General features: G+C 64.1%; 13 protein-coding genes and 1 riboswitch. Of the genes, 1 reads left to right on the top strand and 12 read right to left on the bottom strand.

From position 1 onward, the window contains the following. Positions 1 to 232 precede the first annotated feature (232 nt). Positions 233 to 1,150, bottom strand: a complete 918-nt coding sequence (locus HNQ60_RS18760) for a M23 family metallopeptidase (RefSeq protein ID WP_184334295.1) — start codon at positions 1,148 to 1,150, stop codon at positions 233 to 235. Between the two features lie 134 nt (positions 1,151 to 1,284). After that, positions 1,285 to 1,377: riboswitch (cyclic di-GMP riboswitch) on the bottom strand. Between the two features lie 82 nt (positions 1,378 to 1,459). On the opposite strand from HNQ60_RS18760, the gene HNQ60_RS18755 reads away from it, so the two are divergent. After that, the gene (locus tag HNQ60_RS18755) at positions 1,460 to 1,747 is read left to right on the top strand and encodes a DciA family protein (protein ID WP_184334294.1); all 288 of its coding nucleotides are present in this window, start codon (positions 1,460 to 1,462) and stop codon (positions 1,745 to 1,747) included. Positions 1,748 to 1,984: 237 nt separating this feature from the next. Here HNQ60_RS18755 and lpxC read toward each other — a convergent pair whose 3' ends face one another. The 11 genes from lpxC to mraY form a co-directional block, all read right to left on the bottom strand. Continuing rightward, positions 1,985 to 2,899, bottom strand: a complete 915-nt coding sequence (lpxC, locus tag HNQ60_RS18750) for a UDP-3-O-acyl-N-acetylglucosamine deacetylase (protein WP_184334293.1) — start codon at positions 2,897 to 2,899, stop codon at positions 1,985 to 1,987. Between the two features lie 245 nt (positions 2,900 to 3,144). Beyond that, positions 3,145 to 4,335 (bottom strand): cell division protein FtsZ, encoded by a 1,191-nt coding sequence (ftsZ, locus tag HNQ60_RS18745; RefSeq protein WP_184334292.1) that lies wholly within the window; start codon positions 4,333 to 4,335, stop codon positions 3,145 to 3,147. A gap of 124 nt (positions 4,336 to 4,459) precedes the next feature. Further along, a complete protein-coding gene (gene ftsA, locus HNQ60_RS18740; RefSeq protein ID WP_184334291.1) occupies positions 4,460 to 5,695 on the bottom strand; it encodes a cell division protein FtsA in 1,236 nt (411 codons plus the stop codon). 28 nt (positions 5,696 to 5,723) lie between these two features. After that, positions 5,724 to 6,554 carry a cell division protein FtsQ/DivIB gene (locus HNQ60_RS18735; protein WP_184334290.1) on the bottom strand — a complete coding sequence of 277 codons (831 nt, stop codon included), beginning with the start codon at positions 6,552 to 6,554 and terminating at the stop codon, positions 5,724 to 5,726. Then, positions 6,554 to 7,516: a D-alanine--D-alanine ligase gene (locus tag HNQ60_RS18730; RefSeq protein ID WP_184334289.1), complete on the bottom strand. Its 963-nt coding sequence runs from the start codon at positions 7,514 to 7,516 to the stop codon at positions 6,554 to 6,556. Before HNQ60_RS18730 ends, HNQ60_RS18735 begins: the two co-directional genes overlap by 1 nt. 193 nt (positions 7,517 to 7,709) lie before the next feature. After that, positions 7,710 to 8,606 carry a UDP-N-acetylmuramate dehydrogenase gene (murB, locus tag HNQ60_RS18725; RefSeq protein WP_184334288.1) on the bottom strand — a complete coding sequence of 299 codons (897 nt, stop codon included), beginning with the start codon at positions 8,604 to 8,606 and terminating at the stop codon, positions 7,710 to 7,712. Further along, the gene (gene murC / locus HNQ60_RS18720) at positions 8,603 to 10,018 is read right to left on the bottom strand and encodes a UDP-N-acetylmuramate--L-alanine ligase (protein ID WP_407676453.1); all 1,416 of its coding nucleotides are present in this window, start codon (positions 10,016 to 10,018) and stop codon (positions 8,603 to 8,605) included. The genes murB and murC overlap by 4 nt, the downstream gene beginning before the upstream one ends. Further along, positions 10,015 to 11,103 carry an undecaprenyldiphospho-muramoylpentapeptide beta-N-acetylglucosaminyltransferase gene (gene murG, locus HNQ60_RS18715; protein WP_184334287.1) on the bottom strand — a complete coding sequence of 363 codons (1,089 nt, stop codon included), beginning with the start codon at positions 11,101 to 11,103 and terminating at the stop codon, positions 10,015 to 10,017. Before murG ends, murC begins: the two co-directional genes overlap by 4 nt. Continuing rightward, positions 11,103 to 12,287: a putative lipid II flippase FtsW gene (ftsW, locus tag HNQ60_RS18710; RefSeq protein ID WP_184334286.1), complete on the bottom strand. Its 1,185-nt coding sequence runs from the start codon at positions 12,285 to 12,287 to the stop codon at positions 11,103 to 11,105. Before ftsW ends, murG begins: the two co-directional genes overlap by 1 nt. Beyond that, positions 12,284 to 13,648: a UDP-N-acetylmuramoyl-L-alanine--D-glutamate ligase gene (gene murD, locus HNQ60_RS18705; protein WP_246433669.1), complete on the bottom strand. Its 1,365-nt coding sequence runs from the start codon at positions 13,646 to 13,648 to the stop codon at positions 12,284 to 12,286. The genes ftsW and murD overlap by 4 nt, the downstream gene beginning before the upstream one ends. Positions 13,649 to 13,651: 3 nt before the next feature. Further along, complete coding sequence (gene mraY, locus HNQ60_RS18700) at positions 13,652 to 14,734, bottom strand: phospho-N-acetylmuramoyl-pentapeptide-transferase (RefSeq protein ID WP_184334285.1); 1,083 nt, start codon at positions 14,732 to 14,734, stop codon at positions 13,652 to 13,654. Positions 14,735 to 14,741: the final 7 nt, after the last annotated feature.

The raw sequence follows: 14,741 nt of genomic DNA, 5'->3' as shown, positions 1-14,741 counted from the left end.
GGACGCGATTGTACACGCCGTGTGCACGACACTAGGCCCTAGGCTCTAGGCGCGGGACCGGAAAACAAGGTCAACGAGGGACTTTCGGCTGAGATTCCCGCGTGGATCGTCGTTCGAATGCGGGGAAAGACAGCACGCGGGACGTGCCGCGAAATTCTTAATCTTCCGTAACTTACGAAGGCGTGGCGCCGCGGGATCGATGCCTAGGGTGGAGCCCCTTGGGGGCGCTCCGTCACTGCCTGACGAAGCTCATCGGGTCGACTGCCCGGCCGTTCCTGAGCACTTCGAAGTGCAGGTGCGGGCCGGTGGAGCGACCGGTCGATCCGATCAGCGCGATGGCCTGGCCCTTCTGAACAGTGTCGCCAGGCGTCACGAGGGTGCGCTGGTTGTGCGCATAGCGGGTGACGTAGCCGTTGCCGTGGTTGATCTCCACGGTCTTGCCGTAGCCGAAGCGATCCTTCGAATAGGTCACGACGCCGGAAGCGACAGCGACCACCTGCGACCCCGCCGGGCCGGCGAAATCGACACCGCGGTGATACGCGGTACGGCCGTTGAACGGGTCCGTGCGCTGTCCGAAATAGGAGGAGATCCAGCCCTGCATCACGGGGCGGCCGCCCGGCACGATCTGGCGGTTCAGGTTGCGGGTGGAGATGAGGCTTTCGAGAACGCTGAGCTGTTGCTCGCGATCCTTGATCTGACGGGTGAGGCTGTCGAGCATCGCGGAGATATCAGGCGACGTGGCTACCGCGCCTTCGACGAGACCTTCCGGACCGCCGACGGCCGGCGGATTGGTGAAGTCGAACTCGCCCTTGTCCAGGTTCGCCATCTCGGTGAGGCGGCGACCCAGCGCGTCCAGCCGGATCACGTGGGCGTTCATCTGGCCGACGCGACTTGCGATCGCGTCCATCCGGTTCTGAAGTTCCTGTTTGGTTTCAATGACCTGCAGCCGCTGATCTTCGAGCTTGCGGCCCCACTCCGCTACCTGCGTGGTGGGTTCGAAAAGGCTGCTGCGACCGAGCTGGACACCGGCGAAGAGGACGCCGGCGAAAACGGAGACGACGAGCGCGATGGTCACCGTCGCGGCGAGCGGGCGGCCGAGCTCGATCTGGCGAGCGCGCCCCAGGCGCCGTGAAAAGACGATGACGTTCATTCGAGCATGCCTCGCGTCCTTAAAAAATGTGGCGCGACAAAACGTCCTGCTTGCAGCACGGTCGTGGCGCGACAAGCGACGGCAAATTTCCCTTGGGGAAGCGCGGACGTAAACCGAATATTCGTGTTGTACATCCTGGCAACCCCGCTATCGTGGCCGCTCCCAGCGCAGCCCTTAGACCGGTGGCTTTGCGTCCCCGCCTTTCAGCGGGTTTGCCCTTTACAGTCAGGGGGAATATGCAGAATCCGCAAAGCAAAGATCAAGCGGCTATAGCTCACATTAACGGCCTTTCAGTTTATGTCTGAAGGAATGAAGCCCCTCGCAACGGGTCTTGGCGCCCTGTTCGCCGACCTCGAACGCCGTGCCCAGGAGACCCAGGACCTGACGACCCGGGTGCGCCAGGCGCTGCCCGGCGAGGAGAAAGATCATGTAGTTTCAGCGAGTTACCGCGATGACACCCTGGTCATCACCGCGGACTCGGCGGCGTGGGGCTCACGAATGCGGTACCTCCAGGACTCGGTCGCCGAATCCCTGCGTGCTCAGGGTGAGACCCAGTTCACGAAAGTGCGCATCCGGGTCGGCCGGGGAAGCCCCTAGGCGCGAAAGCTTCCGGGATGAGTTAGGTAAAGTTAACGAATCAACGCACCAGACGGCTCGATTGATGAGTGAGGCTTTAGCTGGGGTAAAGCCGCGGGGGACTTCGCCTAACGTTCGGCCAGAGCCGGACTTACGGACCGATGGATTCCCGCGTGCGCGGGAATGACAGCTGGGAGGTTCTTTTCGGCTTCTGGCTAGCCGGCTACCAGCTCATCCCGCTGACCGGCTTCTTATATGTCATGCCCCGACGGCCGCCGACGCCGTCGGCACGTACGAAATCGGTCCCGGCCCCGTCTCGAACGTCGCCTCTTCCCAGGCTTCCGGTGTCGCGATCAGTTTTCGCAGCAGCCGGTTGTTCAGGGCATGGCCCGACTTGAAGCCGCTGAACTCGCCCAGGATGCTGCGGCCCAGCAGGTACAGATCGCCGATCGCGTCGAGGATCTTGTGCTTCACGAACTCATCTTCGTAGCGCAGCCCTTCCTCGTTCAGGATCCGCGTGTCGTCGAGCACGATCGCGTTTTCCATCGTGCCGCCGAGCGCCAGGTTGCGTGAGCGCATGTACTCGAGATCGCGCATGAATCCGAAAGTACGGGCCCGGCTGATCTCCCGCAGGAAGGACGTGCTGGAGAAATCCATGGTGGCCGTCTGGTCGCGCTTCTTGAAGATCGGGTGATTGAACTCGATCTCGAAGTTGACCTTGAAACCGTTGTAAGGCGTGAAGCGGGCCCACTTGTCGCCCTCTTCCACCTGGATGGGCTGCAGGATCCGCGCAAAGCGCTTCGGCGCGTCCTGTTCTTCCAGGCCCGCGGATTGCAGCAGGAATACGAAGGGTCCCGCGCTGCCGTCCATGATCGGCACTTCTTCGGCCGACAGTTCGATATACGCATTGTCGATGCCGAGCCCCGCGAAGGCGGACATCAGGTGTTCGATCGTGGAGACCCGCGAATGGCCTCTTATAAGAGTCGTGCCCAGCGTCGTCTCGCCGACGTTCTCGGCATAGGCCGGCACATCGACGATCGGCTCGAGATCCGTCCGCCGAAAGACCACACCCGTATCCACCGGCGCAGGCTTCACGACCATCAGGACTTTCTTGCCCGAATGAAGGCCGACGCCCGTGGCGCGAATGGAGTTCTTGAGGGTTCTTTGATGCATCTGAGGAAGTAGATGGCGGATAGCGGATGGCGGATGGGGCGGATCAGGAAACCCTGGAATAGAGCCATGTCCACGAAGCCGGCGGCACCGTAGCACCGGCCCGCAGCCCCGACAAGCCTCTGACCTGTCGGGGGCGCGAGCGCGGTCGTTACCGCTTCCGGGCGGGGACACACCCGGATCAGATATCGAAAGGGCGCGGGTTGCGTCTGGCTATCCGCCATCCGCTATCCGCCATCCCCTTCTTCTCAATCTGCCTGCCGACGCAAGAACGCCGGAATATCCAGCATCGTCGTGTCGTCCGCGTTCAGGCCATCGCCCACTGCGCGACGAGGAGCGTGCATGTCCCGACCGCCGCCATCGCGTTGATTGCGGATGTAGGTCGGCACGTGCAGGTCGTCGAGCGTCGGCACCCGGCCGGCGCGGCCGCCCTGGATCGCTGTCATCTTGCGGGCATCCGGCTGCGGCATCTGCTCCGCCACCGGGCGGCCGATGCCGGTCGCGACGACGGTCACGCGAATCTCTTCGCGCATTTCCGGATCGATCACGCAACCGACGACGACGTTCGCGTCTTCCGAGGCGTACTGCTTCACCGTGTCGCCGACGACGCTGAACTCGCTCGTGCGCAGGTCCATGCCGGCGGTGACGTTGATCAGCAGGCCATGAGCGCCGTGCAGATTCACATCCTCGAGGAGCGGGCTGGAGACTGCGGCTTCGGCAGCTTCGCGCGCGCGGTTCTCACCACGAGCCGAGCCCGAGCCCATCATTGCCATACCCGTTTCCGCCATCACGGTGCGCACGTCGGCAAAGTCGACGTTGATCATGCCGGGCTTCGTGATGAGTTCCGCGATGCCCTGCACCGCACCCTGCAGCACCTGGTTCGCTGCCTTGAAGGCATCGAGCAGCGTGACGTCGCCGCCCAGCACCGTGAGCAGCTTCTGGTTCGGAATCGTGATGAGCGAGTCGACGTGACGGCTCAATTCCGAGATCCCGTGGTCCGCCGAACCCATGCGCTTGCGGCCTTCCATGTCGAACGGACGCGTAACGACGGCAACCGTGAGGATGCCGAGCTCCTTCGCGATCTGTGCCACGACCGGCGCGGCGCCCGTGCCAGTGCCGCCGCCCATGCCGGCGGTGATGAAGAGCATGTCAGAGCCTTCGATCATTTCGATGATGCGATCGCGATCTTCCATCGCCGCCTGACGGCCGACTTCCGGATCCGCGCCCGCGCCCAGGCCCTTCGTGATATTGCAGCCGATCTGCAGACCGACTTTCACCTTCGAATGCTTCAGCGCCTGAGCATCCGTGTTGAGGCAGATGAAATCCACACCTTCGATCCCGGTCTGGATCATGTGCGATACGGCGTTGCCGCCGCCACCGCCCACGCCGATGACCTTGATCACGGCCCCTTGATTCTCTGTATCAGCAAGTACAAACATCGTTAGTCCCCTCGATGTCGGTAAGACATCTATCAGCTTCGACATAAACCGTGATCGTTGGTCAGAGGCCGCGGATCACGCCCTTCACCTCGTCACCGACAACTTCCGAGCGCGCAACGCGCGATCAGAAGTTGCCTTGAAACCAAGCCTTCATCCGGTCGAACACACCACGCGCATTGCCGCTGATCGGCGATTCGCGCCGGCCGCGCATGTAGTTCTCGCGGCCGTAGAGCAGCAAGCCGACGCCGGTCGAGTGGATGGGGTTACTCACCACATCCACGAGGCCGCTGATGTGCTGCGGAATGCCCAGTCGCACGGGCATGTGGAACACCTCTTCGGCGAGCTCGACGGCGCCTTCCATCTTTGCGCTGCCGCCCGTCAGCACGACGCCCGCGGCAATCACTTCCTCGAAGCCGGAGCGGCGCAGCTCTTCGCGCACGAGAGCGAACAGCTCCTCGTAGCGCGGTTCGACGACTTCCGCGAGCGTCTGGCGGGCGAGGCGTCGCGGCGGACGATCGCCCACACTCGGCACCTCGATCGTTTCGTCCGAGTTCGCAAGCTGCGACAGCGCGCAGGCGAACTTCATCTTGATCTCTTCGGCGTGATGCGTCGGCGTGCGCAGACTGACGGCGATGTCGTTCGTGACCTGATCGCCCGCGATCGGAATCACGGCGGTGTGGCGGATCGCGCCGCCCGAGAACACCGCGATGTCCGTCGTGCCGCCACCGATATCCACGAGACACACTCCGAGTTCCTTCTCATCGTCAGCGAGCACCGCGTAGCTCGATGCGAGCTGCTCGAGCACGACGTCTTCGACCGCAAGGCCGCAGCGCTGCACGCACTTCACGATGTTCTGTGCGGCACTTTCAGCGCCGGTGACGATGTGAACCTTCGCTTCGAGGCGCACACCCGACATGCCGATCGGTTCGCGGATGCCTTCCTGGCTGTCGATCAGGAACTCCTGCGGCAGGATGTGCAGGATCTTCTGGTCGGCGGGGATCGCAACGGCACGCGCTGCATCGATCACGCGATCGACATCCTCCGACGTCACCTCCTTGTTGCGGATGGCGACGATGCCGTGCGAATTGAGGCTGCGCACGTGACTGCCCGCGATGCCCGCATATACCGAGTGAATCTCGCAACCGGCCATGAGCTCCGCCTCTTCGACGGCGCGCTGGATCGACTGCACGGTCGACTCGATGTTGACGACGACGCCGCGCTTCAGGCCGCGCGAAGGGTGCGAACCGAGCCCGACGACCTCCAGCTTGCCGTCGTGGGTCATCTCGCCCACGATGGCGACGACCTTGGACGTGCCGATATCCAGGCCGACAATCAGATTGCGATCGTTCTTTCTAGCCACTTATTGACCGTCCGGTTGCGTGAGAGCGTTAGGCATCGGGCGTCAGATCCTGCGCGTCGTGCGCCATACGCGTGGCCGGAGGATTCCAGCCCACGGAAAAACCATTGCTGTAGCGAAGGTCGACGTACTCGACTTCGCCGCTGCGCGTCGCGACCAGCGGGCTCGCGATGCGCAGGAATCGTTCGAGGCGCTGCTCGACATCCTGCCGGCCGAGCCGAACCTGCACGCCGTTCGCGAGCGTCAGCCGCCACGCGCCGCGCGGATCGAGCTCGACTTTCGCAAGCCGCATTCCCACCGCGAGCAGCCGCGGATAGCTCTCGAGATAAAGCTTTGCCACCTGCTCTTCCGTACCTTCCGGCCCGATGAGCTGCGGCAACTCGGGCGGAATGTGACGCGTGTGACGCAGGAAGAGCTCACCGCGCGTATTCATCAATCCGTCTTCGCCCCAGCGTGCGGCGGCAACGTGTTCGGTGATCGTGATGCGCACGGCACTCGGCCAGCGCCGCTCCACGCGTGCACGATCCACCCACGGAATCTTCTCGAGCGATGCCTGCAGTCGATCGAGATCGACTGACAGAAATCCGGCGCCGCGAAACGGCGTGACCGCTTCTTCGACCTGGATCGGCGCGACACGCTGGAACTGACCGCCGACATCGACGGCAGCGATCGGCCGATCGAGCGCCGTCGCCAGACCCCACAGAATCAACACCCCCGCGATGATCGCGCCAGACATGCCGAGCACGTGCCTCGCGCTCTCCGTGAAGAGCGGCTGCAATCCACTGAGCGAGAGTTTCGACAGCCAACCGGCTTCCTCGCCCGAGGCGGCCTTGCGTCGATTGCGTTTGCGAGAAGCGAACATCAGGCGCCACCTCCACGATCGAGACTCGTCTCCAGTACGCGCCACACGAGATCATCGAACTCGATGCCCACGGCACGCGCCGCCTTCGGCACGAGCGAATGACTCGTCATACCGGGCGCGGTATTCACTTCGAGCAGGAAGTTCGCGCCGCCGCGATCGCGCATCACGTCGACGCGACCCCAGCCGCCGCAGCCCGCAGCCTGAAACGCCTTGAGCGCGAGCGCCCGCATCTCGTTCTCCGCGGCACCACTCAGACCTGGGCAGATGTACTGCGTGTCCTCGGCGACATACTTCGCGTGATAGTCGTAGTACTCGCCGGCCGGCACGATGCGGATCGTCGGCAGCGCTTCCGCACCGAGAATGCCGACCGTGTACTCCTCACCGACGATCATCTGTTCCATGAGCAGATCGCCTTCGTAGCGCTCGGCAAGCGCGACCGCACTCGGCAGATCGGCTTCGCTGAACACGCGGCTCACCCCGACGCTCGAGCCCTCGCAAGCGGGCTTCACGATCACCGGCAGACCCAGCGAACGAGCTGCCGCTTCGACGTCGCTGCTCTTCTTCGCGAGCGATACGTATCGCGGCGTCGGCATCCCGAGCGAGAGCCACACCTGCTTCGTACGGATCTTGTCCATCGACAGTGCCGACCCGAGCACATCGGAACCCGTGTACGGGACCTGCAGCGCATCGAGCAACCCTTGCAGAATGCCGTCTTCACCACCGCCGTGATGGCCGTGGAGAATGTTGAACACGCGATCGAAGCGCTTCGCGACCAGCGCCTGCACGAGCGCGGGAATACCATCGACCGCCTGCGCATCGACGCCGCGACGCTGCAGCGCTTCGAGACAGTTGCGACCGGAATCCAGCGAGACCTCGCGCTCGGACGAGGTGCCGCCCATGAGGACGGCGACGCGGCCGAAAGAACGCGGGTCGGTGACGCGGGACTGACGCTGGGCGCTCATTGCTCTGCTCCTGGACGGAGATTCAGAGACGCGAGGCTTGAGACTCGAGGCGCGAGCCAGAAGGAGGGAGGTGCAATCTGGCTTGCGTGGCTGCGAGCCATGAGCGCCCACGCGCTGGGCGACCGGCGTGTAAGCCAGAAGTAACCAGTCGCCTCTCTGGCTCGTGCCTCGAGCCTCAAGCCTCGCGCCCTATTCATTCTCTCTCCCCCACCATCCGCACCTCCGGCGTGAGCTTCACGCCGTGGGTGCTTTCAACCGTCTGCCTGACATGCGCGATGAGCTGCTCGATGTTCGCAGCTGTCGCCGTGCCGTCGTTCACGATGAAGTTCGCGTGCATCTCGGACACACGCGCTCCGCCGATGCGAAAGCCCTTGAGGCCGGCGCTGTCGATGAGTCGGGCCGCGTGATCGCCAGGCGGGTTCGTGAAGACGGACCCGCAGGACCACTCGCCGATCGGCTGCGTTGCCTTGCGGCGCGCGAGCAGCAGGCGAATGTCGTCGTTGCTGACCCCCGGCCGCTGTTCGAAGCGAAGCCGCGCCCCGAGGAACCACTCGTCTTTTGGTCCAGACACGTGGCGATAGCCGACGGTGAAGTCCGAAGCCGGGCGCTCGCGTCGCGTGCCCGAGCGATCAAGCGTCGTGACAGAGATGACGTGATTCCATGTCTCGCCACCGAATGCGCCGGCGTTCATCGCGAGCGCACCACCGAGTGTTCCTGGAATGCCAGCGAAGAACTCGGCGGGTCCAAGTCCCCACTTGATGCATTGCTTTGCGAGCTTCGCGCACGCGACACCGGCGCCCGCCTGGATCTCGTTGTCGTTGATGCGATCGAGTTCGGCGAAGACGCCGTGCGTGTCGATTACCGCACCGCGGATGCCGCCATCGCGCACCAGCAGATTGCTGCCGAGGCCGATCCACATGACCGGCGTCATCGGCTCGAGGCTGCGCAGGAATGCAACCAGGTCCGCTTCGTCGGCTGGCGTGAAGAAGAAATCCGCGGGGCCGCCAACGTGCCAGGACGTGTGTTTCGCCATGCGCTCGTTGCGCAGCACGCGCGAATCGAAATCAGGCGGGAGGGCGAGCGAGTTCATGCACTCCTCCCTTCCGCTTTGAGCGTGACCGGGAGATCCGACGCAACAGCGCCGATGCTGCCCGCACCCATCGTCACGACGAGATCGCCATCACGCAGGATCGGAAGCAACGCCTGCGGCAACTGCTCGGCCTTCTCCACGAACACAGGTTCGACGCGGCCGTGCGAGCGCACAGCGCGGCAGATCGCCTTGCCGTCGGCACCGGCAATCGGCGCTTCGCCTGCCGCATAGACTTCTGTGACGAGCAACGCGTCGACACCAGCGAGCACCCTTGCGAAGTCGTCGAGCAGATCGCGCGTGCGCGTGTAACGGTGCGGCTGGAACGCGAGCACGATCCGACGGCCCGGCCAGCCCTGCCGGATCGCTTCCAGCGTCGCCGCAAGCTCCGTCGGGTGATGGCCGTAGTCGTCGACGAGCGTGACGCGTCCCGCCGCGATATCGACCTCGCCGTTCTGCTGCAGGCGCCGATCGATCCCCTGAAAGTTCGCGAGGGCTGCCTGAATCGCGGCATCGGCGACATCCAGTTCGGAGGCGACTGCAATCGCGGCGAGCGCATTCAGCACGTTGTGCGTGCCCGGGCGATTGAGCGTGACGACGAGGGGTGCCGGCTTGCCGGCGCGGTGGACGGTGAAACGGGTCTTCAGTCCTTCGCGCACGATGTCCGTCGCCCGCACGTCGGCGGCCTGTTCGATGCCATACGTGACGACGGGTCGATTGATGCGCGGAATCATTGCAGCGGCCACGGGATCGTCGGCACAAATGACCGCGAGCCCGTAGAACGGCAGGTTGTGGAGGAAGTCGACGAAGCTCTGCTTGAGCCGTTCGAAGTCGCCTTCATGCGTGCCGAGGTGATCGTTGTCGACGTTGGTGACGATCGAGATCATCGGTTGCAGGTGCAGGAAGGAAGCGTCGCTCTCGTCCGCTTCCGCGACGAGATAGCGCCCCTGACCCAGGCGTGCATTCGTATCGGCACTCACGAGTCGTCCGCCGATGACGAACGTCGGGTCGAGATCGCCTTCGGCGAGCAGGCTCGCAACCATGCTCGTCGTCGTGGTCTTGCCGTGTGTGCCCGCGACTGCGATTGCGTAGCGGAAGCGCATCAGCTCGCCGAGCATCTCCGCACGCTGCACGATCGGCAGACGCCGTGCGAGCGCGTCCGCGATCTCCGGGTTGTCCCGCTGGATCGCCGTCGACACGACGACGACATCGGCATCGGCCACGTTCGCCGACGCATGACCGAACATCACGCGTGCGCCGAGCTTCTGCAGACGGGCAGTGACAGTGTTGGGCTTGAGATCGCTGCCCTGCACCTGGTAGCCCAGGTTGAGGAGCACTTCGGCGATGCCGCCCATGCCGGCGCCGCCGATGCCGACGAAGTGGATGCGATGGATCCGGCGCATGCGGTCGGTCATCGGGCACCTCCCGCAGCCGCGACGCAGGCGTCGGCCAGCCTGACGTCGGCATCGATCAGCGCGATCGAACGCGCTTTCATCGCCATCTCGGCCAGATGAGAACGACCAGCGCCCAGCAGCGTTCGCAGCTCGTTCGACAATCGCATCGGCGTGAGATCCGCTTCCGGAATCAGCACACCAGCCCCCGCCGACACCGGGAAGCGCGCGTTGTGCGTCTGATGATCGTCGACTGCCGCCGCGAACGGCACGAACACCGCCGGCAGTCCGGCCGCTGCAAGTTCGGAGACAGTCAGCGCGCCAGAACGGCAGATCACGAGATCCGCCCATGCATACGCTTCCGCCATGTCGTCGATGAACGCGCGTACGTCTGCTTGCACTCCGTGCTTCGCGTAAGCGTCACGCGCGCTCTCGATGTGTCGCTCGCCAGCCTGGTGCAACACCGCGGGCCGAATGGAGACGTCGATCATCGCGAGTGCCGCCGGCACGACGACGTTGAGACGCGATGCGCCCTGACTGCCGCCGATGATGAGCACGCGCAATGGTCCGCTGCGTTCGGCGTACCGTGACTCGGGCGACGGCAGCGCGGCGATCTCACGACGCACGGGATTTCCAACGCGCTCCGCCTTGATGGATGACGGAAAGCTTGCAGGAAAAGCCTCGAACACCCGCTTGGCAAAGCGCGCCAGTACGCGGTTGGTCATGCCCGCGACGGCATTCTGTTCGTGGATCAGCAACGGCCGACCGGTGAGCCACGCAGCGATGCCACCAGGTCCCGACACGAAACCGCCGGCGCCCAGCACGACGACAGGATTGCGACGCCGCATCACTTGCAGGCTCTGCCACACGGCGCGAGCGAGGCGGAACGGCGCGGCCAGCAGGGTCGTGATGCCCTTGCCACGCACACCACCGACGGTAATCCACTCGATCGGAATCTGTTGCGGCGGAACGAGCTTCGCTTCGAGACCGCGCTGCGTTCCGAGCCACACCGGCTCGAAGCCCCGTTCGCGAAGCACCCGCGCAGCCGCCAGCGCCGGGAACACATGCCCCCCGGTGCCGCCCGCCATGATGAGAACGGTGCGCGACATTACTCTTCGCGCTCCTTGCGACGCACAGCAAGGCGGCCGCTGACATTCGCTTCGTGATGAATGCGCAGGATGAGGCCGAGCCAGCCGAGCGTGACCAGAATGCTGGAGCCGCCGTACGACATCAACGGCAGCGTCAATCCCTTCGTCGGCAGCAAGCCGAGATTCACGCCAACGTTGATGAACGTCTGGAAAGCAAGCCAGATGCCGAAGCCAGCGGCGCAGTACGCCTGGAACGCAAGCCCGGCTTCGGCGGCGAGGCGGGAGATCCGGAACGTGCGCCACACGAGCACGATGAACAGGCCCAGTGTGGCGATCACGCCGACAAGCCCCAACTCCTCGGCCAGGATCGCGAACACGAAATCCGTGTGCGCCTCGGGCAGATAGAAGAGCTTCTGCACGCTCGAGCCGAGACCCACGCCGAACAACTCGCCGCGACCGACAGCGATCAGCGACTGCGTCAGCTGGAAGCCGGAGTTGAACGGATCGGCGAACGGATCGAGGAACGCAGTGAGTCGCTTGAGTCGATATGCACTCGTGACCGCGAGCCCCGCCATTCCCGCCGCCGCGATGGCGACGAGGGCAGCGAAGTGACGCAGCTTCACGCCTGCAAGGAAGAGCACGCCGAGGCCGGTTGCCATCAGTACCGTCGCCGCGCCGAAATCGGGCTCGAGCAACAGCAGTGCCGCGGCAGCCATGAGAACGCCGAGCGGTTTGACGAAGCCCTTGAGCTCGTCCTTCAACTCCTGCTGCCGTCTCACGACATAGCTCGCGAGATAGGTGAGCAGCAATACGCGCGTCAGCTCGGAGGCCTGGAAGTTCATGAAGCCGGCACGCAACCAGCGCCGGCTGCCATTCACCTCGTGACCGATGCCCGGGATGAGCACCAGGATCAGCAGCAGGAATGCGAACAGCAGCAGCGGCATCGCGAGCTGTTCCCAGATGCGCGTCGGAATGAACATCATCACCACGGCGCAGATCAGCCCGAGAATGACCCCGACCGACTGACGCTCGAGATAGAACAGCGGCTCCTGCATCTGCTTGTCCGCGACGGAGATCGAAGCCGAGGTCACCATGATCAGGCCGAGCAGCAGGATCGCTGCCGTCGCTAGGATCAGGACCTGATCGAACACGAAGGCGCGCGGGCGCGCGTTGGAACGGGCGAAGGTGAGTGTCGCGGCGTTCATGATTGCAATCCCCGGACCGCGGCCGCGAAGACATCACCGCGATGCGCGTAGTCGCGAAACATGTCGAGGCTCGCGCAAGCAGGCGACAGCAACACCGTCTCACCCGATCGGGCGGCGCGAGCGGACATCGCGACGGCTTCCTGCATGTCACGTGCAAACTCGAGAGTCACCACGCCCTGAAGCGCATCAGCGATCAACTTTGCGTCCTGCCCGAGCAGGACGACGTGGCGGACTTTGCCGCGAAACGCAGGCGCCAGCGGCGCAAAGTCCTGACCCTTGCCCTGCCCGCCCGCGATCAGCACCAACGAACCAGGCATGCCGGCGACAGCAGCGAGCGTTGCACCGACATTCGTTCCCTTCGAGTCGTCGACATAGCGCACGCCGGCGACATCCGCGACCCATCGCGATCGATGCGCGAGGCCCGGGAAGTCACGCAACGTCCGTACGCAGCGCTGCCGATCGAGGCCGAGGGCCTCAGCCATCGCGAGCGAAGCCAATGCATTTGCCGCGTTGTGAAGACCAGCGATCTTGAGCTCCGACAGCAGCACGATGCGCTCTTCGCCGTGCATCAACGCGACGTCCGCACCTTGCGTGAGGGCGTAGTACGCAGCGGCGGGATCCTTCAGCAAACTGAAACCGATGACCCGCGCGGCTTCCTCACCCATCACCCGCACGAGCGGATCGTCGAGATTCACGATCGCCGCGCCGGCATTGCGCAGGATGCGCGCCTTCGAAGCCGCGTAGTCCGCGATCGTGTCGTAGCGATCCATGTGGTCTGGCGTGACGTTCAGCACCGCCGCGGCAGCAGCGCGGAGCGACTGCGTCGTATCGAGCTGAAAGCTCGATAGTTCGAGGACGTACAACTCGGGTGCCGGCTCTTCGAGCAGTTCGAGCGCCGGTCGACCGAGGTTCCCGCCCGCGAGAACACGCTTGCCGGCCGCTTCAGCCATCTGTGCAACGAGTGTCGTCACGGTGCTCTTGCCGTTCGTTCCCGTGATGGCCGCGATTGGTGCCCGCGCCTCGCGAACGAATAGCTCGATATCTCCAACGATCGGAACGTGGCGCGCCGCGGCGGCCGCGAGAAAAGGTTCGCGAAGCGACACACCGGGCGATGCGATGATTTCTGCCGCGCCATCGAGCAACGCGGGATCGAATCCGCCGAACGCCACATCTGCGGTGGGAGCAAGCTGCTTGAGCGCAGCCGCTTCCGGCGGCGTTGCACGACTGTCGGTTACTGCGAACTCGATACCGCGCGAGCGCAAGTATCGAACGCAGGACATGCCCGTGCGGCCGAGTCCGACGACGACAGTGCGTCCGGAGCGCGGTTGCATCGAGCGGGGCATGTCGACCTGGGGCGTCATGAATCAGCGCACCTTCAGCGTCGCAAGACCGATGAGCACGAGGATCACGGAGATGATCCAGAAGCGCACGATCACCTTCGGCTCGGCCCAGCCCTTGAGCTCGAAGTGATGATGGATCGGCGCCATGCGGAAGATGCGCTTGCCGGTCAGCTTGAACGAGGCGACCTGCAGCATCACCGACAGCGTTTCCATGACGAACACGCCGCCCATGATGAAGAGCACGATCTCCTGCCGGACGATGACGGCGACGACGCCTAGTGCCGCACCAAGCGCGAGCGCACCGATATCACCCATGAACACCTGGGCCGGATAGGTGTTGAACCAGAGGAATCCGAGTCCAGCACCGACCAGCGTCGCGCAGAACACCAGTATTTCACCGGTGCCCTCGATGAATGGAATGCCGAGATAACCCGAGAACACCGCATTGCCTGTTGCATAAGCGAAAACTCCCAGAGCACCGCCAACCAGAACCGCGGGCATGATTGCGAGACCGTCCAGCCCGTCGGTGAGATTCACCGCGTTGCTGGTACCGACGATGACGAAATAGGTGAGAGCGATGTAGCCGACACCGAGCGGCACCATTACCGTCTTGAAGAAGGGAACGTAGAGCGCCGTTTCCGCCGGCGCCTTCGCAGTCATGTACAGCGCGATCGCCGCGCCGAGACCGGCGATCGTCTGCCAGAAGTACTTGTAGCGCGCGATGAGACCGCGGCTGTTGCCGACGACGAGCTTCAGATAGTCGTCCCAGAATCCGATCAGGCCGAACGCGAGCGTCACGAGCAGCGTGATCAGCACGAAGCGATTGGTCATGTCCGCCCACAACGCCGTGCTCGCGCCGATCGCGACCAGGATCAGCGCGCCGCCCATCGTCGGCGTTCCGGCCTTCGGCAAGTGCGTCTTCGGACCGTCGTCGCGAACGCGCTGACCGATCTGTCGGTCCGACAGCGTGCGGATCATCCACGGACCGACGATGAAAGAGATCACGAGTGCCGTGAGCGCCGCGAGAATCGCGCGCAGCGTCAGGTACTGGAACACACGGAAGCCGGAATGGAAGTCGCTCAGGTAGTGGGCGAGATAGAACAGCATGTGATTC

The organism is Povalibacter uvarum (genome assembly GCF_014202975.1).
Lineage (GTDB): Bacteria > Pseudomonadota > Gammaproteobacteria > Steroidobacterales > Steroidobacteraceae > Steroidobacter > Steroidobacter uvarum.
Note: the sequence above shows the minus strand (reverse complement) of the source record. Positions and strands in the feature narration are given on the sequence as shown.

What these genes read in the sequence shown, in the direction of transcription:
- HNQ60_RS18760 (WP_184334295.1), bottom strand. Translation starts at nt 1,150, where the DNA reads ATGAACGTCATCGTCTTTTCACGGCGCCTGGGGCGCGCTCGCCAGATC.
- HNQ60_RS18755 (WP_184334294.1), top strand. Translation starts at nt 1,460, where the DNA reads ATGAAGCCCCTCGCAACGGGTCTTGGCGCCCTGTTCGCCGACCTCGAA.
- lpxC (WP_184334293.1), bottom strand. Translation starts at nt 2,899, where the DNA reads ATGCATCAAAGAACCCTCAAGAACTCCATTCGCGCCACGGGCGTCGGC.
- ftsZ (WP_184334292.1), bottom strand. Translation starts at nt 4,335, where the DNA reads ATGTTTGTACTTGCTGATACAGAGAATCAAGGGGCCGTGATCAAGGTC.
- HNQ60_RS18735 (WP_184334290.1), bottom strand. Translation starts at nt 6,554, where the DNA reads ATGTTCGCTTCTCGCAAACGCAATCGACGCAAGGCCGCCTCGGGCGAG.
- HNQ60_RS18730 (WP_184334289.1), bottom strand. Translation starts at nt 7,516, where the DNA reads ATGAGCGCCCAGCGTCAGTCCCGCGTCACCGACCCGCGTTCTTTCGGC.
- murB (WP_184334288.1), bottom strand. Translation starts at nt 8,606, where the DNA reads ATGAACTCGCTCGCCCTCCCGCCTGATTTCGATTCGCGCGTGCTGCGC.
- murC (WP_407676453.1), bottom strand. Translation starts at nt 10,018, where the DNA reads ATGACCGACCGCATGCGCCGGATCCATCGCATCCACTTCGTCGGCATC.
- murG (WP_184334287.1), bottom strand. Translation starts at nt 11,103, where the DNA reads ATGTCGCGCACCGTTCTCATCATGGCGGGCGGCACCGGGGGGCATGTG.
- ftsW (WP_184334286.1), bottom strand. Translation starts at nt 12,287, where the DNA reads ATGAACGCCGCGACACTCACCTTCGCCCGTTCCAACGCGCGCCCGCGC.
- murD (WP_246433669.1), bottom strand. Translation starts at nt 13,648, where the DNA reads ATGACGCCCCAGGTCGACATGCCCCGCTCGATGCAACCGCGCTCCGGA.
- mraY (WP_184334285.1), bottom strand. Translation starts at nt 14,734, where the DNA reads ATGCTGTTCTATCTCGCCCACTACCTGAGCGACTTCCATTCCGGCTTC.